Below are 26,427 nucleotides of genomic sequence, written 5' to 3'. Positions count from 1 at the left end.
TTGAAGGAATTTGTGGTATAGATTAAGTTTATATATTTGGGAGGTAGTTTTTTTCATGGGAGACAAAGAAAGAATTCATAAGTTTTACCTAAATGGCATGTATATTATGTTGGATATTAATAGTGGTGCAGTACATGTAATTGATAAAATGATTTATGATATGATGGATATTTACGATGGAACGAACGGCGATAAGGTTGTTGAAATGTTAAGTAATCGATATGACAAAGCTGATCTTATCGAAGCAGTAGATGAGTTAGGAACACTTGTTGAGCGGAAAGAATTATTTGCACCGGATTTAGATGTACCGCCAACCTTTAGTGCAAAACCTTTAGTTAAATCGCTTTGTTTACACGTAGCGCATGATTGTAATTTACGTTGTAAATACTGTTTTGCGGGAACTGGTGACTTTGGTCATGACCGTAGCTTAATGAGTAAGGAAGTTGGCGAAAAAGCAGTTGATTTTATTATTGAAAATAGTGGGCAACGTAAACATTGTGAATTGGACTTTTTCGGTGGCGAGCCGTTAATGAACATGCCAGTAGTAAAGCATGTTGTTGAATATGTTCGTAAAAGAGAAAAAGAAACGGGAAAAGAATTTAAATTAACGCTTACGACAAATGGCGTATTATTAAACGATGCAAATATTAAATATTTAAATGATAATAATATTAGTCTAGTATTAAGTTTAGATGGTCGCAAAGAAGTACATGATAATATGCGACCGAATGTTGCTGGTAAAGGAAGTTATGATGGGATTTTAGCTAACTTTAAAAAGCTAGTAAAAGCCCGCGATGGACAAAATTATTTCTTACGTGGAACGTTCACAGCGTACAATCTCGATTTTACCACGGATGTACTTGATATGGCGGATAAAGGATTTACCCTATTATCGGTAGAGCCTGTAGTTGCAAAAGATTGTGACTATGAATTAAAAGAAGAACATTTGCCGAAACTGTATGAAGAGTATGAGCGCTTAGCTAAAGAATTTATTACACGTAAAGAAAATGGCGAAGGGTTTGAATTTTTCCATTTTAATATGGATATTAATAATGGCCCATGTGTAGCCAAACGTTTAAGCGGCTGTGGCGCTGGTCATGAATATTTTGCAGTTGCGCCAAATGGAGACTTGTATCCATGTCATCAATTTGTTGGTCGTGATCAGTATTTGTTAGGGACTATTTTTGAAGGCGTAAAGAAGAAAAAGATGATTGAGCATTTTAGACAAGCACATGTCTTAAATAAACCTGAATGTAGTAATTGCTGGGCTAGATTCTACTGTAGTGGTGGTTGCCATGCAAATGCGGATTTATTTAGTGATGATATTAAAAAGCCTTATAAAATTGGTTGTGAATTACAGAAAAAACGGATGGAATGTGCTTTGATGATTCAAGCGTATTTGGCGATGAAATAATAAAAGCTTTCATTTAGATAGTAGAAGTGCTATTTGTACCGTGGATGTTCATAATTTGCATTTATTTGAAGATTATTTTTGTAATGATGTATAAAAAAAGATTTTTATGAAATGATATACTAGGGTTTTTTATTTTTGTAATTATTTTTCATAAAATTTCGTGTTTTTCTTACAAAAAAACCTTGCATGAAAGAAGAATAAAGATTATGATTAATAATGGTTCTAGGTACTAAAAAAAATAAATTCTTTCATAAAATTCAAAAAAAATATCGTAGTAAAGCAGGATATTTTAATTGAATGAAGAAGAATTAGAAGGTATAGTTTAATGAGGTTTTCGTCTGAATTGTATTGACAATGATTGTGATGAATTGTCAATTTATATTTTAAAATTGATGTTTCATTGTTGGCATACATATTCAGTCAATAATAAAATTCTGAGAAAGCTCAGAAAACTTTTTAAAATTTTTAGGGGGTATTTACACAATGGCAGTAAAAGTAGCTATTAATGGTTTTGGCCGTATTGGTCGTCTTGCATTTAGACAAATGTTTGGAGCTGAAGGATACGAAGTTGTTGCTATCAATGATTTAACTAGTCCTAAAATGCTTGCTCACTTATTAAAATATGACTCTGCACAAGGAAGATATGCTTTAGGCGATACAGTAGTTGCTGGTGAAGATTCCATCACTGTTGATGGCAAAACAATTAAAATCTATGCAAAAGCTAATGCAGCTGAATTACCTTGGGGTGAAATCGGCGTTGATGTAGTTTTAGAATGTACAGGCTTCTATACTTCTAAAGAAAAAGCTTCTGCTCATATTACAGCAGGTGCTAAAAAAGTTGTTATCTCTGCTCCAGCTGGTAACGATCTTCCTACAGTTGTATACAATGTTAACCATGAAATCTTAAAAGCTAGCGATACAGTAATTTCTGCTGCTTCTTGTACTACAAACTGCTTAGCTCCTATGGCTGATGCATTAAACAAATTAGCTCCTATTCAAAGTGGTATCATGAGCACTATTCATGCTTACACTGGTGATCAAATGGTTCTTGATGGTCCACAAAGAAAAGGTGACTTAAGAAGATCCCGTGCTGCTGCAGTTAACATCGTTCCTAACTCTACTGGTGCTGCAAAAGCTATCGGTTTAGTTATTCCTGAATTAAACGGTAAATTAATTGGTTCTGCACAACGCGTTCCAACTCCAACTGGTTCCACTACTATTTTAGTAGCAGTTGTAAAAGGCAAAGTAACTAAAGAAGAAATCAATGCAGCGATGAAAGCAGCATCTAACGAATCTTTCGGTTACACAGAAGAAGAATTAGTATCCAGTGATATCGTTGGTATCAGATACGGTTCTTTATTCGATGCTACTCAAACAATGGTAGCTCCTATGGAAAATGGCGATACTCAAGTGCAAGTTGTTTCTTGGTATGACAATGAAAACAGCTATACTAGCCAAATGGTTCGTACTATTAAATATTTTGCTGAACTTGCATAATTTTTAAAAATATGATCTTTAAGGTCCGGCCTTGTTGGGCCGGACCATTTTTAAATTTAGGGAGGCACATAAATGCTTAACAAAAAATCTATCGTTGATATTGATGTCAATGGCAAAAAAGTTTTTGTTCGTGTCGATTATAACGTACCAATGGATGCTGAACAAAATATCACAAATGATACAAGAATCAGAGCTACATTACCAACTGTAAATTACTTACTAGACCATAATGCTGCTGTTATTCTTGCTTGTCATGTTGGTCGTCCGAAAGGAAAACCCGTTCCTGAGTTCTCCGTTGCGCCAATTGTAAAACGCTTAAGCGAATTACTTGGCAAAGAAGTAAAAATGGCTCCGGATTGTGTTGGTGAAGAAGCAAGCAAAATGGCTGCTGATTTAAAACCAGGTGAAGTTTTATTATTACAAAACCTTCGTTACCATAGTGAAGAAGAAAAAAATGATCCTGAATTTGCAAAACAATTGGCTTCCTTAGCTGATATTGCGGTGAATGACGCATTTGGTGTGTCTCACCGTGCACATGCTTCTGTTGAAGGAATTACAAAATACATTCCTACAGTTGCAGGTTTCTTAATGGAAAAAGAAATTAAATTCGTAGGTCAAGCTGTAGCAAATCCGCAGCGTCCTTTTGTTGCTATTATTGGTGGGGCGAAAGTTTCTGATAAAATTGGTGTAATTTCTAACTTACTTGAAAAAGTAGATACATTAATTATCGGTGGTGGTATGGCACATACTTTTGATGCTGCTAAAGGATACAAAATTGGAGCATCTCTTTGCGAACCAGATAAAATCGATTTAGCAAAAGAATTGATCAAAAAAGCAGAAGAGAAAAATGTAAATCTTGTTTTACCAGTTGATATTATTGCAGCTGATAAATTTGCTCCAGATGCAAATACACAAATCGTTGATGTTAAAGAAATTCCAGAAGGTTGGTTAGGTCTTGATAGTGGTCCTAAAACTTCTGAAAAATATGTAGACGCTTTAAAAGGTGCAAAAACTGTTGTTTGGAACGGACCTATGGGAGTATTTGAAATGGATGCTTTTGCACAAGGGACAAAAGATGTTGCACAAGCTGTAGCTGATTCTGGTGCGACTAGTATCGTTGGCGGTGGAGATTCTATTTCCGCACTTAAGAAAACTGGTCTTTCCGATAAAATTACACATATCTCAACTGGTGGCGGTGCAACATTAGAATTCTTAGAAGGTAAAGTATTACCTGGAATTGCTGCACTTGCAGATAAATAAGCGATTAAATAATATCAGCAACAAATAAATTTAAATAAAATAAAAATTATTAGGGGGATTATTCACATGCGTACACCTATTATTGCGGGTAACTGGAAAATGCACAACACTATGGAACAAGGTACTAAATTAGTAAAAGATTTAGCTGCTTTAGTAAAAGATGCAAAAGCTACTGTTGTAGTTTGCGCTCCTTATACTGCTCTTCAAGCTGCGACTAAAGCTGCTTCTGGCACAAACGTTCACGTTGGCGCACAAAACGTACATTGGGAAGAAAAAGGTGCTTTCACTGGTGAAATCTCCGTACCTATGTTACAAGAAATTGGCGTTGAATACGTAGTTATCGGTCACTCCGAACGTCGTGAATATTTCGGTGAAACTGATGAAACTGTAAATAAGAGAGTAAAAGCTGCAATCGCTGGTGGGATTGTGCCAATTATGTGTTGTGGTGAAAGCTTAGAAACTCGTGAAGCTGGTACTACAAATGAATTCGTTGGGGCACAAGTAGAAGCTGGTCTTGCTGGTTTAACTGCTGAGCAAGTTTCTAACCTTGTAATCGCTTACGAACCAATTTGGGCGATTGGTACAGGTAAAACTGCAACTTCTGATCAAGCAAACGAAGTATGCGCATTTATTCGTGGCGTTGTTGCAAAAGATTTTGGTAAAGATGCTGCTGATAAAGTTAGAATTCAATATGGCGGTAGCGTAAAACCTGCTACAATTGCTGAACTTATGGGTAAAAGCGATATTGATGGTGCTTTAGTTGGCGGTGCTTCTCTTAAAGCAGAAGACTTCAGTCAAATCGTAAAATTTTAATTTAGGTGGAATGAAAGAAATGGAAAAATTAACTGCACCTGTGGCGTTAGTTATTCTTGATGGCTGGGGTATTGGTAAAGCAGATGATCCTAACAATGCAATAGCTGTAGCCAATACACCAGTAATGGACGGACTTCTTGCAAAATATCCGAATACTTCCCTAGCTTGTTCTGGCGAAGCTGTAGGACTTCCAGATGGCCAAATGGGAAATTCCGAAGTAGGTCATTTGAATATTGGTGCAGGCCGTGTAGTATATCAAGAGCTTACTAGAATTACAAAAGCTATTCGCGAAGGCGAATTCTTTGAAAATCCTGTACTTTTAGATGTAATTGCAAAAGCAAAAGTTGCTGGTGGGGCATTACATTTAATGGGGCTTTTATCTAATGGTGGTGTGCATAGTCACAACACCCATTTATATGCATTATTGGAACTTGCAAAAAAACAAGGGGTTAAAGATGTTTATGTACATGCTTTCCTTGATGGGCGTGATGTTCCTCCATCTAGCGCAGTTGAATTTATCGAAGCGCTAGAAGAAAAAATAGCTGAAATAGGTGTAGGCAAAATTGCAACTGTATCAGGACGTTACTATGCAATGGATCGCGATAAACGTTGGGATCGTGTTGAAAAAGCATATTTAGCGATTGCGTGTGCAGAAGGAAATAAAGCAACTACAGCAGTAGAATGTGTAAAGAATTCCTATGCAGATGATAAAACAGACGAATTTGTTGTGCCTACAGTAATTGGCGATTATACTGGCATGAATGCAAAAGATGGCGCAATCTTCTTTAACTTTAGACCAGACAGAGCTAGAGAGTTGACACATGCATTTACGGATGTAGAATTTGATGGTTTTGCTCGTCAAAAAGGTTATATGGAAATTGCCTTTGCAACAATGACACAGTATGAAAAAGGTCTTAATGTAGAAATTGCTTATAATCCACAAACTTTAACAAATACATTTGGTGAAGTGTTAAGAGATAATGGATTAAAGCAGTTGCGCATTGCAGAGACTGAAAAATATGCTCATGTAACTTTCTTTTTCAATGGTGGTGTAGAAGCTCCACTTGAAAATGAACAACGTATTTTAGTACCTTCACCAAAAGTTGCAACTTATGATTTACAACCAGAGATGAGTGCAATTGAAGTCACTGATAAAGTTGTTGCTGAAATTGAAGCAAAAAATCATGATGTGATTATCTTAAACTATGCAAATGGTGATATGGTAGGGCACACAGGTGTAATTCCTGCAGCAATTAAAGCCGTTGAAACTGTAGATACTTGTGTTGGTCGTTTGGTAGACGCTATGCTTAAAATTGGTGGTACGGTATGCATTACTGCCGATCACGGTAATGCAGATCAAATGGTTGATCCAATCACTGGTGGACCATTCACTGCACATACAACGAACAAAGTACCGTTTATCGTTGTTGGAAAAGACAAAATTGGCAGGACTGTAAACAATGGTCGCTTAGCTGATATTGCACCAACAATTCTTGATATTATTGGTATTAAAGTTCCTACTGAAATGACTGGGAAATCCTTGCTAAAATAAGATGAATTAGTAAAAAAGAGCGCTAGAATGAGGTTTATTTTTCTAGTGCTCTTTTTGTATAATATTCATTTCTTTTGTTGATTTTTCATACTCTTTGCTATATGCTTAATTTTAGAGAGAAGTTTGTATAGGATTATGGGGCATTATGGTGAAGAGGAGATGATTGATTGAATATTGCTTTTTTTCTAATACCCAAAGAAGAAGTTGTAACTTTAAATGTGAATTCAAATATGCGGCAAGCATTAGAAAGAATGGAATATCATCGCTATACTGCGGTTCCCATTATTGATGATAAGGGAAGATATGTAGGAACATTAGCTGAGGGAGATTTATTATGGAAGTTAAAAAATACGCCTGGATTGACGTTTGCAAAAACTTCGCATATTAAAATCACGGAAATCAATTGGCGAATGACGAATGCACCGGTGAAGATTGATGCTGAAATTGAAGATTTACTTACACTCGCGAGTGCGCAAAACTTTGTGCCTGTTTTAGATGATAACGGTATTTTTATCGGGATTATTAGACGGAGTGATATTATTAACTACTATGCAAAAGAGATTTTAAATAAAATTGAAGAATAAAAAAGATCTAAATCGCTAAAAGCGATTTAGATCTTCTATGCATATAAGTCAAGAAATATTCCAGGCATGAAGCTGTTTACAGAACTGTTTAGCAGCTTAGGAAATGAAATTAAATTTGTAGAATTTGCGATAGAAGAATCCGCCTTAAGTGCGGTCTTGTTCGCTAATCCATTGCTGCCACCTAACAATTCATTTACTTTTCCTAAATCATTGGTTAAGGCAGTCATTAGTTTGTTTTCGTCAATCGTAAGAGTTCCTTTATCGTTTACACTAATCCCTATGGAGGTAAATGCACGACTGTTATATTTCGGCGAAGCAAAGGATTCTGCCAGGTTGGATATTTTATTAGATAAGTTACTATTCGCATTTAAGACATCTACAGTTTTATTATAATCTGATGCAAAGTTTTTAACTTTGGCTATTATTGTATCAGCTGATGCTGTGGAATCTGATAAGGTATTATTCAATGCAGTAGAAGAATTTTTTAAATTTTTCATTGCGGGCAAATAATCATTATAAAAACTTGTTGAAGTTTTATTATATGTATCTAAATCACTAAGTAATTGTTTGTGTTCATTTAAACGATTTGATAAAATATCCTGTAAATTTTTATAATTTAGAGTGTTGTTAGTTGAACTAAATAAAGAATTAGTACTTGAACCTTGATTTAAAACATGATTAAACAATGCGTTATTTTGTGATGTATGAAAAATTTTATAAAATATCTGACTCATAGAAGCAACAGAATTAACATTCATAATTAAAACTCCTTTCATAAGTATTTACAAACCCTTCTTTATACTATTTGTATAACACATTTTGTTATAAAGTGCAAGAAGAGTTTATTTAGAGAGTTTTCACTTAGATATTAAAGGTTGTTATAGTTTGTAATAGTACTACTTTTACATAATATGCAATATGAAAATGCATACTATGGTTGATATCAAAGTTTTTTTAGGAGGTAAGAAAATGAATAGAATAATTGAAGATGTATTTGCACGTGAAATTTTGGATTCGCGTGGAAACCCCACGGTTGAAGTTGAAGTTGTACTAGAAGATGGAACAATTGGCAGAGCATCTGTACCATCAGGAGCATCTACTGGAATGTATGAAGCTGTAGAACTTAGAGATGGAAATAAAGATCGCTATTCAGGAAAAGGTGTGCAAAAGGCAGTTGATAATGTAAATTTGATTATTGCACCAGAAATTGTAGGTTTTGACTCAACAGATCAAATTGGTATTGACAAATTACTTTGTAAACTAGATGGAACAGAAAATAAAAGCAAATTAGGTGCGAATGCTACTTTAGGTGTATCAATGGCAGTTGCACATGCAGCAGCGAAATCGTTGGATTTACCATTATATCAATATCTTGGTGGTTTTAATGCGAAACAGTTACCTGTGCCAATGATGAATATCTTAAATGGCGGTGAGCATGCTGATAATAACGTCGATATTCAAGAGTTTATGATTATGCCGGTTGGTGCAAAATCTTTCAGTGAAGCTCTGAGAATGGGGGCGGAAATCTACCATCAATTAAAAGCAGTGTTAAAGTCGCGAAACCTAAATACAGCAGTAGGTGATGAAGGCGGATTTGCTCCTAATTTAAGCTCTAATGAAGAAGCACTTAAAGTTATTGTTGAAGCAATAGATAAAGCTGGCTATAAACCGGGTGAAGAAGTAAAGCTTGCTTTAGATGTTGCAGCATCAGAAATGTATAAAGATGGTACTTACTATTTGCAAGGTGAAGGTGTACGTAAAACGACATCTGAAATGATTGAGTATTACGAAATGTTAGTTAATAAATATCCAATTATATCAATCGAAGATGGTATGGATCAAAATGATTGGGATGGGTGGCGTCAGCTGACAGAAAAATTAGGTAGCCGTGTTCAATTGGTTGGTGATGATTTATTTGTTACAAATCCAAAACGCTTAAAACAGGGAATTGATAGTAAGACTGCAAATTCTATTCTAATTAAAGTAAATCAGATCGGGACGTTAACTGAGACTTTTGAAGCGATGGAGATGGCAAAGCGTGCAGGGTATACATGTATTGTTTCCCATCGTTCTGGAGAAACGGAGGACTCGACGATTGCAGATATTGCTGTTGCCGTAAATGCGGGACAAATTAAAACAGGAGCACTTTCAAGAAGTGATCGCATTTCCAAATATAATCAATTATTACGAATTGAGGAAGAATTGGATTGTTTGGCCGAATACAAAGGTCGATGTGTATTTTATAATTTAAAATAAGTTAGAAAAACTACTGGAAATTATAATGGACTTAAATCGTTCATATAAAATTCAGTAGTTTTTTCTTTAAAAATATAGGAAATATGTCTCGTAAAATAGAGGAAAAATCAATTAAATGTTTAAATAAAGTTAATATATATTAACTTTATTTTTATTTGCATGAGGTGTATCATGAATAATTTGAGGTGATTTAATAGAAATAATTTGCTGATTTTTGCATATAGTATAACGAGTATGGAGGAGGCATAATCGTGGACAAAAAAGTAGTATTGTATCAAGCCTTTATTACATTCATTGGTAGTGGTATTGGTATCTTTGTTTATGGTGCGACAAATAGTATCATTTTAGCTCTAGGGGCTGCTTTAGTAGTTGCAGTGGGAGCAAGTTTGCTTATGGGACAGAGCTCTTGCGCACAACATAGTGGGAATTTAGAGCCTTCGATTGTTAAGCCAAAAGAAGTCAAGAAAGATACAAACGTAAAAGAGCTGGATCCTGAACAAGATATGTTAGGTATGGCAGAAGAGTTGGGATTTTCAGCGCAACAACTTGTTTGGGGTGTATCGCAATATCAAAATGTTTTACAACGTTTAGGTAAGTTATCTGATGAGATTAGTCGTAATAGTGAAATTAATGCAAGTAATATCGAAGAAGCTACTGCTGGTGTAGAAGAGATTGCTTCTGCAGCCACTACTGTTTCACAGGCATCCCAAGATAGCTTTTCGCAATGTCAGACTTCTTCCCAGATTGCGCGCAAACATCACGCACAAATTGAAGAGGTAAGTCAATCTATGTTGAATGTTGTACGAGTAGTACAAACTGCAGTGCGTGATATTGATGATTTAAATATTGCGTCGAGCAAAATTACAGATTTCGTAGAAAAAATTCGTGGGATAGCAAGTCAAACTAATCTATTAGCATTAAATGCTGCAATTGAGGCAGCTAGAGCAGGCGAAAACGGTAGAGGCTTTGCAGTCGTAGCAGAAGAAGTTAGAAAATTAGCTGGTGAAAGTGAATTAACGACGAAAGAAATTGAAGATATAGTTCGTGAAATTACTGAAAAAACGGCAGAAGTAACGCGTAATATGCAAGCGGGAAATACTGAATTGCAGAATGTAGAAGCTTTAGCGAAGAGTTCGGCAGACGCGATTAATGAAATTGTCAGTGATGTACAAGGTATTGAGAAAAATGTAAATCATTTGTGCAATCTAGCTGGTAACCAAAGAGATACAACAGAGCAAATGGCAAAAGTGATTGAGACAATTGGCCATGCAACTGTACATATTGCGGGAAGTACACATACTTCATTAGAAAGTGTGAACAGTCAAGAGAAAAATATCGAAGAGATTTTTGGACATGCAAAATCCATGTTGTCAACAGCGGAAAAAATGCAAAGAATTGCTAGCCGTTATAAGCAATCAGATGAAATCATTTTTGGTGTAAATCCTTTCGTTTCTCCACAAGCGATTAAAGAAAACTATGTACCTATTTTAGAACAAGCGGCAAAAAGTATTGGCTGCAAAGCTAGAGTAATTATCGTTTCGGACTATGATGCATTGGGAAAAGCCGTAGAGCAAAAAATGGTTGATGTCGGCTGGTTTTCACCATTTGCTTATGTTTCGACGAAAGAAAGAGCCAATATTATCCCAATTGTAACGCCGATTGTAAACAAGGCAACTTCTTACTTAGGATATATTGTTGCACGTAATGATAGTGATATTGATAGTGTTAATCATATGCAGGGAAAACGTTTCGGCTTTGTTGATAAAAAATCAGCATCCGGCTATGTATATCCAAAGGCTTTACTCGTAGAGCAGGGAAAAAATCCTGATACATACTTTGCTGAAACCCACTTCCTTGGCAGTCATAATCGGGTAATTGAAGAAGTCCTTAACGGTGGGATTGATGCTGGAGCAACTTATTCTGAGGCTATGGATGCAGCGAGAAAGGCTGGAGTTCCAGTAGATAGACTAAGAATTATTTCGCAAACAGAGCCAATTCCAAAGGATGTTATCGCTGCTTCCCCTGGATTTGATGAAGAAATCGTTGAAAAACTTCGCAAGGCTTTCGAATCGCTTTCAGAAACGCAGACACAATGCAGCAAGACAAAGATTAATGGATTCGTAAAAACTAACGATAGTGATTATGAAGTGGTAAGAAAAGCTTCATCGTTAGTGCAATAGTTGTAATATATATTGAAGAGACTCAAGACATTTTATATGCCTTGGGTCTTGTGTTTATATTGCAGAAAAATAAAAATTTTGGATGTTTTTAAGCAAAATTTGATTGAAAATTATTTTCATAATATTTTGCATTTTACCAGAAAATATTGTGTATTTATGTCAAAATTATAGTATAAAAGTATTGCTCTATTTACATTATGCGATTATAATAGTATTGGCGTGAAATTTAATAGCGTCGGATGAGAACTTGAGAATCCGAGTAAAGGCATGAAGAGTGCCTTTTTTGGGATTGCTTATTTTGCCGGTTGCAGTAAAATAAGCCAAGTCATAATTTATCAGAGCAGTCCCTGTTGGTGAGATATGCGCCAGTGTAAGGTGGATTGTTCTATTTTTTTACAAAGGAGAGTCGGATATGCAAAAAGCAACAGTTGTAGTAATTGGTGGTGGAGCTACTGGGGTTGGGATACTCCGTGACTTGTGTATGCGTGGAGTAGATACAATTTTGGTAGAACGTGATGATTTGGGCTACTGGACTAGTTCGAGATATCATGGATTACTTCATAGTGGCGGTCGTTATGCTGTAAAGGATAAAGAGGCAGCAAGAGAATGTATTGAAGAAAATATGATCTTACGCAAAATTGGTAAACACTGTGTAGAAGCTACAGAAAGCTTATTCATTCGTACTCCGGAAGATGATGAAGCTTTCGAAGAAGAATGGGTAAAAGCTTGTAAAGAATGTGGTATTTCTGCGATTCCTATTTCTGTAGATGAAGCTTGCCGGTTAGAACCAAATTTAAGCCGCAAAATTTTATCTGCATATCGTTGCCCTGGTGCTGCGATTGATGGTTTTAGAATGACATGGCAAAATGTTGCCTCCGCAAAAAAATATGGCGGACGTTGTATGACTTATACTGAAGTTATCGGTATTGATGTACAAAATGGTGTTGTTCAAGGGGTTACAATCAAAGATAGATGGACTGGAAAAGTCGATAAAATCGCTTGTGATTATGTAATCAGTGCTGCCGGCTCTTTTGCAGGTCGAGTTGCTGCGATGGCAGGTCTTAACGTAAACGTTAAACCAAGTAAAGGTACTTTGATTGCATTCAATCATCGTATTTGCGATCGTGTAATTCATAGACTTCATAAGCCTTCTGATGCTGATATCTTCGTTCCACATGGTTCTATTACAATTTTAGGTACTAGTTCCATTGATAGTGCGCCAGAAGATACACATACTGAAACAGATGAAGTATTAAAAATGATGGAAGTTGGTAAAGCAACTTTTGAAAATATTTATGATTACCGTATTTTACGTGTATTTGCGGGTACTCGTCCACTTTATAGTGCTGATCCTAATGCTGGTGGTCGTAACGCTTCCCGTGGATTCGTTGCCCTTGACCATGCGCATGATGGCGTAAAACACTTTATGAGTGTATGTGGTGGTAAATTCACAACTTATAGATTAATGGCTGAAAAAGTATGTGACATGGTTTGTGCTCAATTAGGTGTTACTACAAAATGTCGTACAGCTGAAGAAAATTTAGTAGATGATCCAACTCCTGCTTTGATGAGCAGAGCAAAAAAAGTATTCCCAACGTATGGTGCTGAACTTGCAGCTTCCAGACTTGGTAATGAAAAATTAGAACGTGTAATGGATCGTATGGAATCTAAACCGGAAACAAAACAATTGGTTTGCGAATGTGAAAACGTTACACTTGCAGAAATTCAAGAAATTGCTGCTGAACCAAGCAGTCATACAGTAAGTGACGTACGTCGCAGAACTCGTTTAGGTATGGGGACTTGCCAAGGGGCTTTCTGTGCTTACCGTGCAGTTGGTGCGTTAGATAATGAAGAATTCCCTTGGGCAAAAGATACAACTTTCTTGTTCAAAGAATTTATCGAATCCCGCTGGAAAGGTATCCGTCCTGTTCTTTGGGGCAATATGTTTAGAGATACTGAACTTACGCGCGGAATTTATGATGCGACTTTAAACATAAATGGAGCGATGATTAACGATGAGAAATAGTGATGTATTAGTAATTGGCGGCGGTTTAGCAGGTTTAGTAGCTGCATGTGTGGCAGCTGAAAAAGGGAAAAAAGTTCAACTTCTTACGTATGGTGCTGGTACATTAACTATCGGCGGTGGTATTATTGATGCAATTGGGTATACTGATGATGCAAAACCAGTTGCAAAACCAAGCGTTGCTTTAGCAAATGTAGCAGAATCACATCCTTATGCCAAAGTTGGTAAATCAGTAGTAAGTGCAGCTTTCAATGCTTTCAAAAAAATTACTGAAGCTGAAGGTTATGCTTATATTGGTGAATTAGATCACAATCAATGGATTCCGACGGCTGTTGGCACATTCAAACCAAGTTGCTTAACTTCTAAAACTATGGATGTTACTGTTTTAGAAAATGCGAAAGAAGTATTAGTTGTAGGTTTTGATACTTTAAAAGATTTTTATGCACATATTGTGGCAAAAAATTTACAAAAATTCTATGGCGATAAAAAATCCGTTAGTGAAACAGTTGTGAATTTAAATTTCGCTGGACGTGATGTAAACGCTATGGACGTTGCTCGCTGGTTAGATTCAGCTGAAGGCCGCAATGAATTTGCTGCTCAAATTAAAGATAAAGTTAAACCTGGTATGGCAGTTGTGGTACCTCCAGTGCTTGGAACTGCTCCAGATTATAAAGTTTTAGAAGCTTTAGAAAAAGGCCTATCTTGCAAATTTATTGAAGTTTCAGCTATGCCTCCATCTGTAACAGGCTATAGATTACGCGTTATGCTTTTAAACTATGCTAAAAAATTAGGCGTTAAAATTATTGAAAAAGCAAAAGTAACATCTTCACATATCGAGAACGGTAAATGCGAATATGTTGTTACAGAAGGTTTTGATAGAGAACGTAAATACTATGCAAAAGAATTTATTTTAGCTAGTGGTGGCGTTTTCGGCGGCGGTTTAAAAGCTGAAATTGGTAAAATGGTTGAGCCTGTTTTTGGTTTACCAATTCCTGCACCAACAGTACAAACTGATTGGTCTAACAAAAACTTATTCTCTGAAGAAAAACAACTATTTGCGCAATTGGGTGTTCTTGTAAACAGCTCACTTGCACCAGTTGACGGTGAAGGAAATGAACTTCTTTCCAATGTTAAAGTGGTTGGTCGCAGCCTAGCAGGTTACGATTATTGCTTTGAAAAATCAGGTAATGGTGTAGCGATAGCGACAGCTTATAAAGCGGCTATATCTTTATAAGGGAGTGCAGATGATAAGATGACTAAACATTTAATTGATCCAGATAAATGTACCGCTTGTACTGTGTGCGTTGCAAATTGTCCTGTAACTGCAGCTACAAGAGAATTCCGCGGACCTAAAATGACTGGTCCTGCTTTTGAAAGAATGAGAAAGTTAACAGATGGCGACGATGTTATGCTTGACTATTGTTCAAACTGTAAAAATTGCGATATGTCTTGCCCATCTGGTGTTCCTGTATCGACACTAAATATGCTTGCTCGTGCTGAATACTATAAAACTCATAAACGCAAAACTCAAGCTGACGATATGCTTGCACATAGCGAAAAAATGGGTAAATTAGTGACTTCTATTCCATTTGGTTCTAGCCTAGTTAATATGGGAATGTCAATTGGTAAAGGTCTTGGCATTATGGAAGCAATGGGAATTGCTGCTGATGCACCAACTCCTGCTTTTGCTAGTGAATCTTTTATAAGCAAATTCAAAAAAATTAAACAAACTAGCTACCCTAAAAAGGTTGTATTCTTCCCTGGTTGTTTCATTAACTATAACCAACCGGAAGTTGGTGTAGATCTAGTAAAAGTATACCAAGCTAACAAAATTGAAGTTATCGTTGATGACGCATTCGTTTGCTGTGGGTCTCCATTAGTTGTTGGTGGATATTTAGATGAAGCTCATGAAAATGCAAATAAAAATATTGCCTTAATCAAAAAATGGATTGATAAAGGGTATGATGTAATTACTGCATGCACAAGCTGTGGCTTAATGCTTAAACAGGAATATCAAGAGTTATTTCATTCTGAAGATGCAGAAAATAACGCAAAACACTTGTACGATTCTATTGAATATCTTGAAATTCTTCATGAAGAAGGCAAGTTAAATACAAACTTTGCACCAATTAACGAGAAATTTATTTACCATGCAGCTTGCCATTTACGTGCACATGGTTTTGGTTTGCCAAGTCTTGAAGTGCTTAGCTTGATTCCAGGTCTTGAAATTGAAAATGCCGATGCTGGTTGCTGTGGTATTTCTGGTAGTTATGGTTTTAAAAAGGATAAGCGTCCTGTTTCTCTTAAAGTTGGTGAAAAATTGTTTAATCGTATTAAACAATCTGGTGCAAAAACAGCTCTTTCTGAATGTGGTACTTGCCGTTTACAAATGACAAGTGGTAGTGGTTTAGAGTCGTTGCATCCATTGACTATTTTAAGCAGGGCGTATAGCAAATAATAATTGATTAGTATTGCGGTTGGTCATGGCTTTAAGTGCTTGCTTAAAGCCATGATGTAATATAATAAGAATAAATTTATAAAAATAGGTAGGGATAGTTTAAAATGCTAAAGAAAACGAAAATTGTTTGTACTATGGGTCCTAGCGTAGAAAAAGAAGGAGTTATTGAAGCGTTATTGCAAAACGGAATGAACGTTGCTCGTTTCAACTTTTCTCATGGTGATCATGCAGAGCATCTTGATCGCATTAATAAAGTAAGAGAAGCTGGTAAAGCTACTGGAAAAATGCCTTCTTTATTATTAGATACAAAAGGGCCAGAAATGCGTCTTGGTAAATTCGCTGATGGTAAAGTACAATTAGTTGCAGGCCAAAAATTTACTTTAACAACTGATGATTCAACTCCTGGTACAGCAGAACGTGTATCCGTTAGTCATAAAGAACTTTACAAAGAAGTAAAACCAGGTAACACAATTTTACTTTCTGATGGTCTAGTTAGCTTGACTGTAGAAGAAATTAACGGTACAGATATCGTTACAACAGTTATGAACTCTGGTATCATGGGAACTTTAAAAAGAGTTGCAGCTCCTGGCGTAGCTGTTAATTTACCACCGATTTCCGATCGTGACCGCCAAGATATCCTTTTTGGTATTAAAAATGATATGGATTTCATTGCAGCTTCCTTCATTCAACGTGCTTCTGATGTAAAAACAATTCGTGCATTAGTTGAAGAAAATGGTGCTAGAATGGAAATCATCTCTAAAATTGAAAACATGGAAGGCGTTCAAAATATTGATGAAATCATCGAAGCTTCCGATGGAATCATGGTAGCTCGTGGTGACCTTGGTGTAGAAATTCCAGCTGAAGATGTACCATTAATTCAAAAAATGATCATTGAAAAATGCAACAAACTTGGTAAACCAGTTATCGTTGCAACTCAAATGCTTGAATCCATGATTAACAATCCTCGTTGTACGAGAGCGGAAGCTAGTGACGTAGCAAATGCAATTATGGATGGTACAGATGCAATCATGTTAAGTGGTGAAACTGCTTCTGGTGACTACCCTGTAGAAGCTGTTCAAACAATGAATAAAATTGCGCATCGTATTGAAAACTCTTTACAATACAATGAGCTTCTTACAAATAAAGGTATTGAAAGACAAGCTAACACTACAGATGCAATCAGCCATGCAACTGTACAACTTGCTTATGAATTAGATGCTTCTGCAATTGTAACTCCAACTGAAAGTGGTTACACAGCTCGCATGGTATCCAAATACCGTCCAAAAGCTGGTGTTATTGCTGTAACTCCTAATGCAAAATCACAACGTTTATTAAACTTACGTTGGGGCGTATACCCAATCGTTGGATCTTGCTGGAGCAGCACTGACGAAATGATTGAAGGTGCAATGAAAACTTCCATTGAAGAAGGCTACTTGAAAAAAGGTGACATTGCTGTTGTAACTGCTGGTATTACTTTAAGTGCCGCTGGCAACACAAATATGATTAAAGTTCATACAGTTTAATTTTCTAATCTTTAGCGATTTATTAAAACTTTGGATTTTGTAAAATAAACATAGAAAAGCTGCATTCGCTTTAAACGAATGCAGCTTTTTATATTGAAGTGAACTTGTAGTGAGAAAGATTTTATTCGTGCTTTGGACCGGCATTTAAAATCTCGTCGGTCATTTCACCTTTGAATTTTACGACATTTTTGTTAAACAATTCAGCAAGTTTTTTTGCTTGTCTTTCATAAGCGTCCTTATCTTCCCAAGTATTGCGAGGATTTAAGATAACAGAAGGGACATCTGGACAATACTTAGGAATTGCAATATTAAAGATAGGGTCAAGTTCCCATTCTACACTATCTAATTTGCCATCTAAAGCAGCAGTTACCATTGCTCTAGTGTAAGGTAGGTTCATGCGTTTTCCAATGCCATAAGGACCACCGGACCAGCCCGTATTAATTAAATAAACATCAGTGTTGTGTTCTTCTATTTTTTCTCCTAGTAATCTTGCATATTTAAGCGGAGAAAGTGGAAGGAAAGGCTCGCCGAAACAAGTGGAGAAGGTAGCTTGTGGTTCAGTGATGCCGCGTTCCGTACCAGCAACTTTACTGGTGTATCCGGATAAGAAATGATACATTGCTTGCTCTTTGGTTAATTTAGCGATTGGAGGAAGTACACCAAATGCGTCAGCTGTTAAGAAAATCACAGTCGAAGGATGTTCAGCAACGCTAGGGATAATTGCTCCTGGAATAAAATCAAGTGGATAAGCCGTTCTTGTATTTTCCGTAAGTGAACCATCATCAAAATCAGGAATACGCGTTTGCGGATCAATAATGACGTTTTCTAGTACGCTTGTAAATTTTATTGCATTCCAAATTTGAGGTTCAGTTGCTTCTGTAAGTCTAATACATTTTGCATAGCATCCGCCTTCAATATTAAAAATCCCATTTTCGCTCCAGCCATGTTCGTCATCACCAATCAGATAGCGATTTGGATCTGCTGATAAAGTTGTTTTACCTGTACCGCTTAGCCCAAAGAATAAAGCAGATTTACCATCTTTACCAACGTTTGCTGAGCAATGCATTGTCAAGATTCCTTTTTGCGGTAATATGTAATTCATTACGGAGAAAATGGATTTTTTCATTTCTCCCGCATAGCGGTTACCGCCAATTAGAACTGTGTGGGTGTCAAAGTTTATAATAATAAAGCATTCCGAGTTTGTTCCATTTACTTCAGGTACCGCCTGTACACCTGGCAAACAAATTACAGTGAAATCTTCAACCTCTTTCAATTCCTCTGATTTTGCTTTAATAAATAATTGTTGTAAAAAAAGATTCTGCCATGCAAACTCAGTAATGAAGCGAACTTGAAGACGATTTTCAGGATCAGCACCTGCGAAACCATCGCCAACATATACCTGATGATCTCTTACATAGTCTGTCATAATTTTGTACAAACTATCGTAAGTTGCTTCACTGCATGGTGCATTATTTGTCCAACTAATTTTGTCGTGAACAGCTGCCGTATCAACGATAAATTTATCTTTAGGTGAACGGCCTGTGTGCTTTCCTGTAGTAACGCAAAGCGCACCTTTGTGAGAAATAACCCCCTCTTTGTGAACTACTGCTTCCTCCATTAATTCAACATAAGTAAGGTTGCGTTTAATTTTACGAGCTCCTTTTAAGAAATCCTTGCTTCCGCCGCATGATAAGTTAGTCATATAAATCATCCTTTCCCTTAAACCGTAATGGTAAGTATATACTAAAAGTAAATAAACTTGGGTAATCTGATTTTATACTATATCTAAATTTCAACAAAATTTATGATTCATTTATCATTGCCTCTTTATATATTTGTTAAATTTCAACAAATATTTTAAAATACCTTCCTAATTTTCTAAAAATATTTAGATTTTTTTAAATATTCTAACAATTATAAATTTAATTTATTATTACTAAGTAGTACCTTAAGAGAAAATAATCGTGAAAAATAAATCTCATTGATTTTTATTATTATAAATTATGTTCATGAATTTATAAATAGAATCAATTGTTTATAAATTTGTTTTATTAAAAATTAAATTTATAAATTTTATGAATAGGGAGTTTTTTTATAACTAAAAATGCAAAAAAGAAATCATTAAATTCTTGATTATGCGGTTCTATCTCTTGCTAATATTCATCTTTATATGATAGAATAAATAGGATTAGTTTAAGGGAGGTGCAGGATTTTGACCACAACATTAATGGTAATTGATGCTATTATTTGTTTAGCGTTAATTGTAAGCGTAATTTTACAATCTAGCAAAAGTTCGGGTATGGGCGGTTCAATATCTGGCGGTGCTGACGCTGTATTTGGTGGCAAAGCTAAAGGCATTGATGCTTTATTAGCAAAAACGACAATGGTTTTAGGCGCACTATTCGCAATTATTACATTGATTATTGCAAAAATGCAAGCTTAATAGATATTTTTACTTATGACGTCCTGCATGATTTGTGCAGGACGTTTTTATATATGGCGATTTTTGTTATGAAAATTAATTTAAATAAAGTATAATAATATATATTGTAATGATAATTTAAGACGATAAATCTGGGGGAAGATTTTGTGGCAATATTAAAAGGAGCTGAACCTTTTTTATTATACGGTAGTGAAAAAGGGGTGTTACTTATTCATGGGTTTACTGGTTCGCCAGCGGAGATGGTTTTACTAGGAAAACATTTAAATGCTTGTGGATATACTGTTTTAGCACCTCGATTATCTGGACATGGGACCACACCGGAAGAAATGGAAGTCACCAATTGGGCAAATTGGTATAATTCTGTAAGAGATGGATATCATTTATTAAAAGGAATTTGTACATCTATTTCTGTTATTGGATTATCCATGGGAGGATTACTTGCGATTAAATTAGCAATAGATAATGATATTGATAGAGTCGTGGCACTTAGCTCTCCTATTTATATTATGAATAAGGCAGTGCGTTTTATTCCAGCTCCAAAAGATTGTAAGGGAAGATATGTGCCGAAAAAAAGACGACAAATCCAAGGTGTTGATTCGATTTATACAGTTGCTTATAATAAGATGCCATTGACAAGTGTTCATAGTCTATTGGCGTTAATTCGCCATATTGCTAAGCATTTACCCGATTTGCAAAGACCATTTTTAGTCGTGCAAAGCAAAAATGATCATACTGTAAAATATCATAGTGCAGCATATATTTATCGTTCGGCTGGGAGTAAAGAAAAAGAATTATTTTGGCTTGAAAACTCAGGCCATTTAGTTACTTTAGATACAGAGAAAGAAATTGTTTTTGCTAAGATTGTAGAATTTCTTGACAAAGACCGCAGTAATCCTATTTGAGTTTTTTAATGAAAAAAAGTTTTGGGGGACAAAACGATGCTACAAGAAAAAATTCTTGATTTTATGAGACATGAAGCCTATAGACCTCTTAGTGCGGAAGATTTAGCAGAAGCTTTAGAAATAAAAGGGGAGGAATTGACGGAATTTTGGGTTTTGCTCGATCAAATGGAGCATCATGCGCAAATTATTCGCACGCGCTATGATAAATTTGGTGTACCCGAGCGCATGAATCTAGTTGTTGGAACGCTTAGTATGACCAGTAAAGGATTTGGCTTTGTAATTCCTGATGTAAAAAATAGTGAAGAAGAGACGGACGTATTTATTCCAGTTTCGGCGCTCAACAGTGCGATGAATAATGATAGAGTTGTCGTAAGACTCCATGGAGCTGCTGGAATTGGCAAAGCACGTGAAGGCGAAATTATCCGCATTATTACAAGAGCAAACAAAAGAATCGTTGGTACGTTTGAAAGTAGTAAAAGTTTTGGTTTTGTTACGGCGGATGATCCTAAAATAGGACAGGATATTTTTATTCCGAAAGCCTCTTTTAATGGGGCAAAAATTGGTGCAAAAGTAGTTGTTGAAATCACAAAGTGGCCTGAAAATAGAAGAAGTGCAGAAGGAAAGGTCATTGAAGTTATCGGGTATATTGGTGATCCGGGGATAGATATTCTTACTGTCATTAAAAAGCATGATTTGCCGTTAGAATTTCCGGTGAAAGTCGTCAAAGAATCAGAAAATGTTCCAGAAACAATTGATCAGGCAGAAATCACAGGACGACGTGATTTACGTGAGTTCAGTATCGTTACGATTGATGGCGATGATGCAAAGGACCTAGATGATGGTGTTTATGTTGAAAAGCGCGAGGATGGAACGTTCTTTCTTAGTGTGCATATCGCGGATGTAAGTTACTATGTCAGAGAAAATACCGCACTCGATTATGAAGCAAAAAATCGTGGCACAAGTGTTTATTTAGTTGATAGAGTAATTCCCATGTTGCCCAGAAGGTTATCTAATGGAATATGTAGTTTAAATGCCGGTGAAGATCGCCTAGCAATGTCGATTGAAATGATTATTGACCCAAACGGTAACGTTAAGAAATATGAGATTTTTCCAAGTGTTATTCAAGTATATCGTCGACTGACGTATAATATAGTCCGTAAAATTCTCGTAGATAGAGATGAAGCATTAACGCAAGATAATCAAGATATTTTACCAATGCTCCACAATTTAGAAGCGATTTGTCATGTACTTAGACAACGGCGAATGAATCGTGGTGCAATTGATTTTGACTTCCCAGAAATTAAAGTAAAATTAGATGAAGCAGGAAAACCAGTTAAGCTGGTAAAACGGGAAAGAAACTTAGCGGAATCTATAATTGAAGAATGTATGCTTATTGCCAATGAAACGGTAGCTGAGCATATGTTTAAATTAAAATTACCGTTTATGTATCGTGTACATGAACAGCCGGGCTTGAGTAAACTTGAAAAATTAAAAGATTTGTTAAAATCCTTTGGCTTAAGCTTACCAAGTCTAAAAGAGGGCGAAGAAATTCAGCCAGCAATACTCCAAAAGATATTAAAGGCTACAGCTGGCAAACCGGAGGAAAGAATTATCAGTACGGTCATGCTTAGATCTCTTAAACAAGCACGTTACGAGGCGCAAAACCTTGGACATTTTGGCTTAGCGGCAAAGTACTATACACACTTTACTTCGCCGATTCGTCGTTATCCAGATTTAATTGTTCACCGATTACTAAGAGAAAACTTCAATGGCTTATTGAAACCAAAGCGTCAAGATAAACTAAAAACTATTTTACCTGATATTGCGCTATCTTCATCACAACGTGAACGTCTTGCGGCAGAAGCAGAACGTGAAACTGTTGAAATGAAAAAAGTTGAATATATGCAACAATTTATTGGGGAAGAATTTGATGGAATAATAAATGGCGTCACAGCGTTTGGTATATTTGTAGAGCTTGATAATGGAGTAGAAGGTCTTGTCAGAGTTTCCAGTATGGAAAATGACTATTATCAATATGTAGAGGAACAATATGCACTTGTCGGTGAACGGACAAAGAAAGTTTATCGCCTTGGTGATCCAGCAAAAATTATTGTTGTGAATGCAAATGTAGAAGATAAAACAATTGACTTTATCCTGGCTGATAATGGAACCTTTAGACCAGTTGCACCAAAAAAAACACGTTCACCTATTCGGAACCTAGAAATACAAGAAGAAAAGCAGGATGAACGCAAAGAAAAATCGAAAAAGAAAAAGAGTGGTGCAAAATGGTATGAATCTGCACCGAAAGGAAAAAGTCGCTCAGATAAGAAAAAATGTAGTACCGTCAAAAGAAAAACCAAGACGAAAGCAAAGAAAAAATAAAACCTATTTGGCATAGTGTAGATAAAATAGGCTGATATTTCAAAGCTAATAGTAGAGGGTTTTCGGGCGATTGAGTTATGGAGTGAGAATATGGGTAGAGGAAATGAAGGAATTAAAATTGCTACAGAAAATCGTAAAGCGAGACATGATTATCATATACATGAAGTCTTTGAAACTGGAATGGTTTTAACGGGAACAGAAGTAAAATCATTACGAGCAGGAAAAGCAAATTTAAAAGATAGCTTTGCACAAATTAGAAATGGTGAGATTATGTTGCATAATATGCATATCAGTCCATATGAGGAAGGCAATATCTTTAATCACGAACCGCTTCGTACGCGTAAACTCTTGATGCATAAGGCTGAGATTATTAAACTATTCAGCCAAACGCGAGAAAAAGGGTTTACCTTAGTTCCCTTAAAAATATATTTTAAAAAAGGGAAAGCAAAGCTAGAATTAGGATTAGCTTCAGGGAAAAAGAACTACGATAAGCGTCAAGATTTAGCTGAACGCTCAGCTAAACGAGAAGTAGACCGTGCACTAAAAGAACGGCAAAGAAGTTATTAAAGAAAAATGGGGGTGTATTTATAAAAATACACCCCCATTTTTATATCTTATTGATAAATTATTATAAAAAATTAAAGTTAAAAGAAGAAAAAGGAATTATATATCCTTGTGTAAAATTGTCTAGTGACTCGGCAGACAATTTTCTGTTAAATATTCAAATTAATTAATAAATAGTATATAATAAATAATTATATACTGTTTATAAAGTAGAACTTTGTTTATCGTGAAAAGGTTTATTTTAGATAATGGATTTGTGTGATGGTAAATGCGGAAAATCTTCTGTTTAATTTATAGAAATGGAAGGAGAAAATATGCACAAGTTATCAATAAAAGCTTTGAAACCTGGGATGGTAATTGGGCGGAGCATTTATAACCCGGAAGGATGTTTTTTGTTAACTCGTGGGCAAGTACTAACAATAACATATATTCAGAGATTAACACGATTGAATATTCCCTCTGTTTATGTTTTATCTGGGAATCCTATATTAGACATTTCTCCCGAAACTGATGATATCGTAAAAGAAAAGACACGTACTCACGCATTGCAAAATGTTTTTGCGGTTTTTAATAATTGTCAATTGACGGAATCAATCAATGTTGATTTCATGAAGCAGACAGCGTCTTCAATTGTAGAGGATTTGATTTCTAATCACAACAACTTAATTCAAGTTACAGATATTCGTCGCTATGATGATTATACATTTTCGCATTCAGTAAATGTTGCTATTTTATCTACGATGCTTGGCACGATGAGAAACTATACGAAATCACAGTTAAACATCCTTACTCTTGGTGCGTTACTTCATGATATAGGTAAAACGAAAACGCCTATAGAAATTTTAAAAAAACCTCGTAAATTAGTTCCTTTTGAAGAAGAAATTATGCGTCGACATCCCCTTAAAGGTGCAGAGATACTAGAAAGAGCTTCACTAGCTTCAGATATTCCGATTTATATCGCTCAGCAACATCATGAAAAATGGGATGGGACGGGTTATCCGCATCAACTGCAAGGTGAGGAGATTAATGAATTTGCAAAAATCGTGGCAATTGCTGATGTATATGATGCCTTGACTTCAGATCGCCCCTATAAAAAAGCATATAGACCTGATTTGGCGTTTAATATTATGACTAAATTTAATGCGAGTCATTTCGATGCGAATTTACTAAAACTTTTTTTTGATAATGTAGCGATTTATCCAGTAGGAACGATATTGAAGTTAAACGAAGGATCTTATGCAATTGTTGTTCATGTACAGACTGGTAGAACGCAAACTCCAATTGTACATATTATTGCAGATAAAAATATGAAACCATTTAAAAATCCAAAACGAGTAGATTTATATCAAAATAGAGATTTACAAATAGAATTGGTTCTTGACGAATATGAATTAATGGGAATATTTTCTGCCTTTAATCGTATTTAAAATTGATACATATTATCCCTTCCTAAAGTTTACAATTGAAAAATTTTTTTAGATGTGATATACTGTCATGTACAGTAGAAGAAAAAGAATACTGTACACTACTCAGTTGGGGACGTAATGGTTTCGACGGGGGTAGTTGGTGCATAGGTAGCGAGTCGGGGGGTCATCAACCCGTTAGTAAGGTGAACCTTTTATATTAAATATAAAAGCTAACGAAGATTACGCTTTAGCAGCTTAATGCTAACCTCTCTCGGTCTAATCCCGCGGGACTGAACAGGGGCAAATAGTGGGATACCTGAGAGCCAATTCTCGGAGGCTTGACTGGGAAATTTTATCGAGATCGAACCAATGAAGCCAGTTTGTGAGCGTCGGCGGTTTTAAATTCAAAACACAAAATGCACTCGGAGAAGCCTATGAAACAATACTTTCGGACAGGAGTTCGATTCTCCTCGTCTCCACCAGCAATAATGCGATTTGGAAAATTGCTTTAGATATAAAATCAGGCGTTAAGACTTTTTTGGTCTTAACGCCTTTTTGGTGTGGAAAGCGGAAATATTTCTCTAAAGCAGAATGAGTATAGGATATAATAAAAAGAAAACTATAATATTGCTAAAATATTTAATAGTTTAAATTTGGGGTTATAATAATAAGCTGCTAAAAAGGGGAGAGTATTAATGAAGTACTTAATAGAAAGAATGACAGAAAATCATTGGGAAAGAGTAAAAGAAATTTATTTACAAGGGATACATAGCAATTTAGCAACTTTCCAGACGGTTGCACCAGAGTGGGAAATTTGGAATTCTGGGCATATTAAAGATTGTTGTTTTGTGGCAATTGTAGAGGGGAAAGTTGCAGGATGGGTGGCAATGAGTTTAGTATCATCACGTTGCTGTTACCAAGGAATTGGTGAAGTTAGTTTATATGTTGATGAAGTTTTTAAAGGAAAAGGAATTGGTGCATTCCTATTGAACTATTTAGTGGTAGAATCGGAGAAACAGGGCTTCTGGTCACTATATTCTGCAATTATAAAAGAAAATGAAGCAAGTATTCAACTGCATAAAAAGTGTGGATTTAGAAAAATTGGAATACGTGAAAAGCTTGCTAAAATGAAAAGTACAGGAAAATGGCATGATGTCGTTCTTATGGAGC

Annotated in this window: 20 protein-coding genes and 1 other RNA gene; 19 read left to right on the top strand and 2 right to left on the bottom strand. The window is 35.8% G+C overall.

Annotated elements, in window-relative coordinates; all coding sequences use genetic code 11:
* Nucleotides 1-55 precede the first annotated feature (55 nt).
* From scfB to ACWZFG_RS04110, 6 genes are all read left to right on the top strand, one after another.
* A complete protein-coding gene (gene scfB, locus ACWZFG_RS04135; RefSeq protein ID WP_177505013.1) occupies nt 56-1,414 on the top strand; it encodes a thioether cross-link-forming SCIFF peptide maturase in 1,359 nt (452 codons plus the stop codon).
* A gap of 483 nt (nt 1,415-1,897) precedes the next feature.
* Nucleotides 1,898-2,911, top strand: coding sequence for a type I glyceraldehyde-3-phosphate dehydrogenase (gene gap, locus ACWZFG_RS04130; protein WP_177505012.1), 1,014 nt, complete (start codon nt 1,898-1,900; stop codon nt 2,909-2,911).
* Between the two features lie 72 nt (nt 2,912-2,983).
* The gene (locus tag ACWZFG_RS04125) at nt 2,984-4,171 is read left to right on the top strand and encodes a phosphoglycerate kinase (RefSeq protein WP_177505011.1); all 1,188 of its coding nucleotides are present in this window, start codon (nt 2,984-2,986) and stop codon (nt 4,169-4,171) included.
* 66 nt (nt 4,172-4,237) lie between these two features.
* Nucleotides 4,238-4,984, top strand: a complete 747-nt coding sequence (gene tpiA, locus ACWZFG_RS04120) for a triose-phosphate isomerase (RefSeq protein WP_147670101.1) — start codon at nt 4,238-4,240, stop codon at nt 4,982-4,984.
* 19 nt (nt 4,985-5,003) lie between these two features.
* A complete protein-coding gene (gpmI, locus tag ACWZFG_RS04115; RefSeq protein WP_177505010.1) occupies nt 5,004-6,536 on the top strand; it encodes a 2,3-bisphosphoglycerate-independent phosphoglycerate mutase in 1,533 nt (510 codons plus the stop codon).
* A 167-nt stretch (nt 6,537-6,703) separates the two neighbouring features.
* Nucleotides 6,704-7,120, top strand: coding sequence for a CBS domain-containing protein (locus ACWZFG_RS04110; protein WP_177505009.1), 417 nt, complete (start codon nt 6,704-6,706; stop codon nt 7,118-7,120).
* 35 nt (nt 7,121-7,155) lie between these two features.
* Here ACWZFG_RS04110 and fliD read toward each other — a convergent pair whose 3' ends face one another.
* Nucleotides 7,156-7,878, bottom strand: a complete 723-nt coding sequence (gene fliD / locus ACWZFG_RS04105; RefSeq protein ID WP_455577133.1) for a flagellar filament capping protein FliD — start codon at nt 7,876-7,878, stop codon at nt 7,156-7,158.
* A 211-nt stretch (nt 7,879-8,089) separates the two neighbouring features.
* Here fliD and eno point away from each other — a divergent pair, with 211 nt between their 5' ends.
* The 6 genes from eno to pyk all read left to right on the top strand — a co-directional run bounded on the left by eno (nt 8,090) and on the right by pyk (nt 17,560).
* A complete protein-coding gene (eno, locus tag ACWZFG_RS04100) occupies nt 8,090-9,376 on the top strand; it encodes a phosphopyruvate hydratase (RefSeq protein ID WP_177505007.1) in 1,287 nt (428 codons plus the stop codon).
* 251 nt (nt 9,377-9,627) lie between these two features.
* The gene (phnD, locus tag ACWZFG_RS04095) at nt 9,628-11,556 is read left to right on the top strand and encodes a phosphate/phosphite/phosphonate ABC transporter substrate-binding protein (protein WP_177505006.1); all 1,929 of its coding nucleotides are present in this window, start codon (nt 9,628-9,630) and stop codon (nt 11,554-11,556) included.
* A gap of 412 nt (nt 11,557-11,968) precedes the next feature.
* A complete protein-coding gene (gene glpA / locus ACWZFG_RS04090; RefSeq protein WP_177505005.1) occupies nt 11,969-13,582 on the top strand; it encodes an anaerobic glycerol-3-phosphate dehydrogenase subunit GlpA in 1,614 nt (537 codons plus the stop codon).
* On the top strand, nt 13,572-14,813 hold the full coding sequence (gene glpB, locus ACWZFG_RS04085) for an anaerobic glycerol-3-phosphate dehydrogenase subunit GlpB (protein WP_177505004.1): 1,242 nt from the start codon (nt 13,572-13,574) through the stop codon (nt 14,811-14,813). The genes glpA and glpB overlap by 11 nt, the downstream gene beginning before the upstream one ends.
* Nucleotides 14,814-14,831: 18 nt before the next feature.
* Nucleotides 14,832-16,037 (top strand): anaerobic glycerol-3-phosphate dehydrogenase subunit C, encoded by a 1,206-nt coding sequence (locus ACWZFG_RS04080; RefSeq protein WP_147670093.1) that lies wholly within the window; start codon nt 14,832-14,834, stop codon nt 16,035-16,037.
* Between the two features lie 104 nt (nt 16,038-16,141).
* Nucleotides 16,142-17,560, top strand: a complete 1,419-nt coding sequence (gene pyk / locus ACWZFG_RS04075) for a pyruvate kinase (RefSeq protein ID WP_177505003.1) — start codon at nt 16,142-16,144, stop codon at nt 17,558-17,560.
* Between the two features lie 121 nt (nt 17,561-17,681).
* Here pyk and pckA read toward each other — a convergent pair whose 3' ends face one another.
* Nucleotides 17,682-19,262: a phosphoenolpyruvate carboxykinase (ATP) gene (gene pckA, locus ACWZFG_RS04070; protein ID WP_177505002.1), complete on the bottom strand. Its 1,581-nt coding sequence runs from the start codon at nt 19,260-19,262 to the stop codon at nt 17,682-17,684.
* A gap of 510 nt (nt 19,263-19,772) precedes the next feature.
* On the opposite strand from pckA, the gene secG reads away from it, so the two are divergent.
* The 7 genes from secG to ACWZFG_RS04035 form a co-directional block, all read left to right on the top strand.
* Entirely contained in the window at nt 19,773-20,003 is a 231-nt protein-coding gene (gene secG / locus ACWZFG_RS04065) for a preprotein translocase subunit SecG (RefSeq protein WP_147670090.1), read from the top strand.
* 146 nt (nt 20,004-20,149) lie between these two features.
* On the top strand, nt 20,150-20,905 hold the full coding sequence (locus ACWZFG_RS04060) for an alpha/beta hydrolase (RefSeq protein WP_177504805.1): 756 nt from the start codon (nt 20,150-20,152) through the stop codon (nt 20,903-20,905).
* Nucleotides 20,906-20,941: 36 nt separating this feature from the next.
* Entirely contained in the window at nt 20,942-23,287 is a 2,346-nt protein-coding gene (gene rnr, locus ACWZFG_RS04055) for a ribonuclease R (protein WP_418627062.1), read from the top strand.
* 90 nt (nt 23,288-23,377) lie between these two features.
* The gene (smpB, locus tag ACWZFG_RS04050; RefSeq protein WP_147670087.1) at nt 23,378-23,854 is read left to right on the top strand and encodes an SsrA-binding protein SmpB; all 477 of its coding nucleotides are present in this window, start codon (nt 23,378-23,380) and stop codon (nt 23,852-23,854) included.
* A gap of 311 nt (nt 23,855-24,165) precedes the next feature.
* Nucleotides 24,166-25,278, top strand: coding sequence for an HD-GYP domain-containing protein (locus ACWZFG_RS04045; RefSeq protein WP_177504807.1), 1,113 nt, complete (start codon nt 24,166-24,168; stop codon nt 25,276-25,278).
* A gap of 108 nt (nt 25,279-25,386) precedes the next feature.
* Nucleotides 25,387-25,739: a transfer-messenger RNA gene (ssrA, locus tag ACWZFG_RS04040) on the top strand.
* A 213-nt stretch (nt 25,740-25,952) separates the two neighbouring features.
* Nucleotides 25,953-26,427: N-acetyltransferase family protein (locus ACWZFG_RS04035; protein ID WP_455577132.1), on the top strand; the 475-nt coding region annotated here is incomplete at its 3' end.

The organism is Anaerosinus sp. (assembly GCF_965318445.1).
Note: the sequence above shows the minus strand (reverse complement) of the source record. Positions and strands in the feature narration are given on the sequence as shown.

Bases quoted from the DNA above. Each gene is read 5' to 3' on its own strand.
- fliD (WP_455577133.1), bottom strand. From the start codon at position 7,878: ATGAATGTTAATTCTGTTGCTTCTATGAGTCAGATATTTTATAAAATT.
- gpmI (WP_177505010.1), top strand. From the start codon at position 5,004: ATGGAAAAATTAACTGCACCTGTGGCGTTAGTTATTCTTGATGGCTGG.
- glpB (WP_177505004.1), top strand. From the start codon at position 13,572: ATGAGAAATAGTGATGTATTAGTAATTGGCGGCGGTTTAGCAGGTTTA.
- pyk (WP_177505003.1), top strand. From the start codon at position 16,142: ATGCTAAAGAAAACGAAAATTGTTTGTACTATGGGTCCTAGCGTAGAA.
- ACWZFG_RS04125 (WP_177505011.1), top strand. From the start codon at position 2,984: ATGCTTAACAAAAAATCTATCGTTGATATTGATGTCAATGGCAAAAAA.
- tpiA (WP_147670101.1), top strand. From the start codon at position 4,238: ATGCGTACACCTATTATTGCGGGTAACTGGAAAATGCACAACACTATG.
- smpB (WP_147670087.1), top strand. From the start codon at position 23,378: ATGGGTAGAGGAAATGAAGGAATTAAAATTGCTACAGAAAATCGTAAA.
- scfB (WP_177505013.1), top strand. From the start codon at position 56: ATGGGAGACAAAGAAAGAATTCATAAGTTTTACCTAAATGGCATGTAT.
- gap (WP_177505012.1), top strand. From the start codon at position 1,898: ATGGCAGTAAAAGTAGCTATTAATGGTTTTGGCCGTATTGGTCGTCTT.
- glpA (WP_177505005.1), top strand. From the start codon at position 11,969: ATGCAAAAAGCAACAGTTGTAGTAATTGGTGGTGGAGCTACTGGGGTT.
- rnr (WP_418627062.1), top strand. From the start codon at position 20,942: ATGCTACAAGAAAAAATTCTTGATTTTATGAGACATGAAGCCTATAGA.
- pckA (WP_177505002.1), bottom strand. From the start codon at position 19,262: ATGACTAACTTATCATGCGGCGGAAGCAAGGATTTCTTAAAAGGAGCT.
- eno (WP_177505007.1), top strand. From the start codon at position 8,090: ATGAATAGAATAATTGAAGATGTATTTGCACGTGAAATTTTGGATTCG.
- ACWZFG_RS04080 (WP_147670093.1), top strand. From the start codon at position 14,832: ATGACTAAACATTTAATTGATCCAGATAAATGTACCGCTTGTACTGTG.
- ACWZFG_RS04045 (WP_177504807.1), top strand. From the start codon at position 24,166: ATGCACAAGTTATCAATAAAAGCTTTGAAACCTGGGATGGTAATTGGG.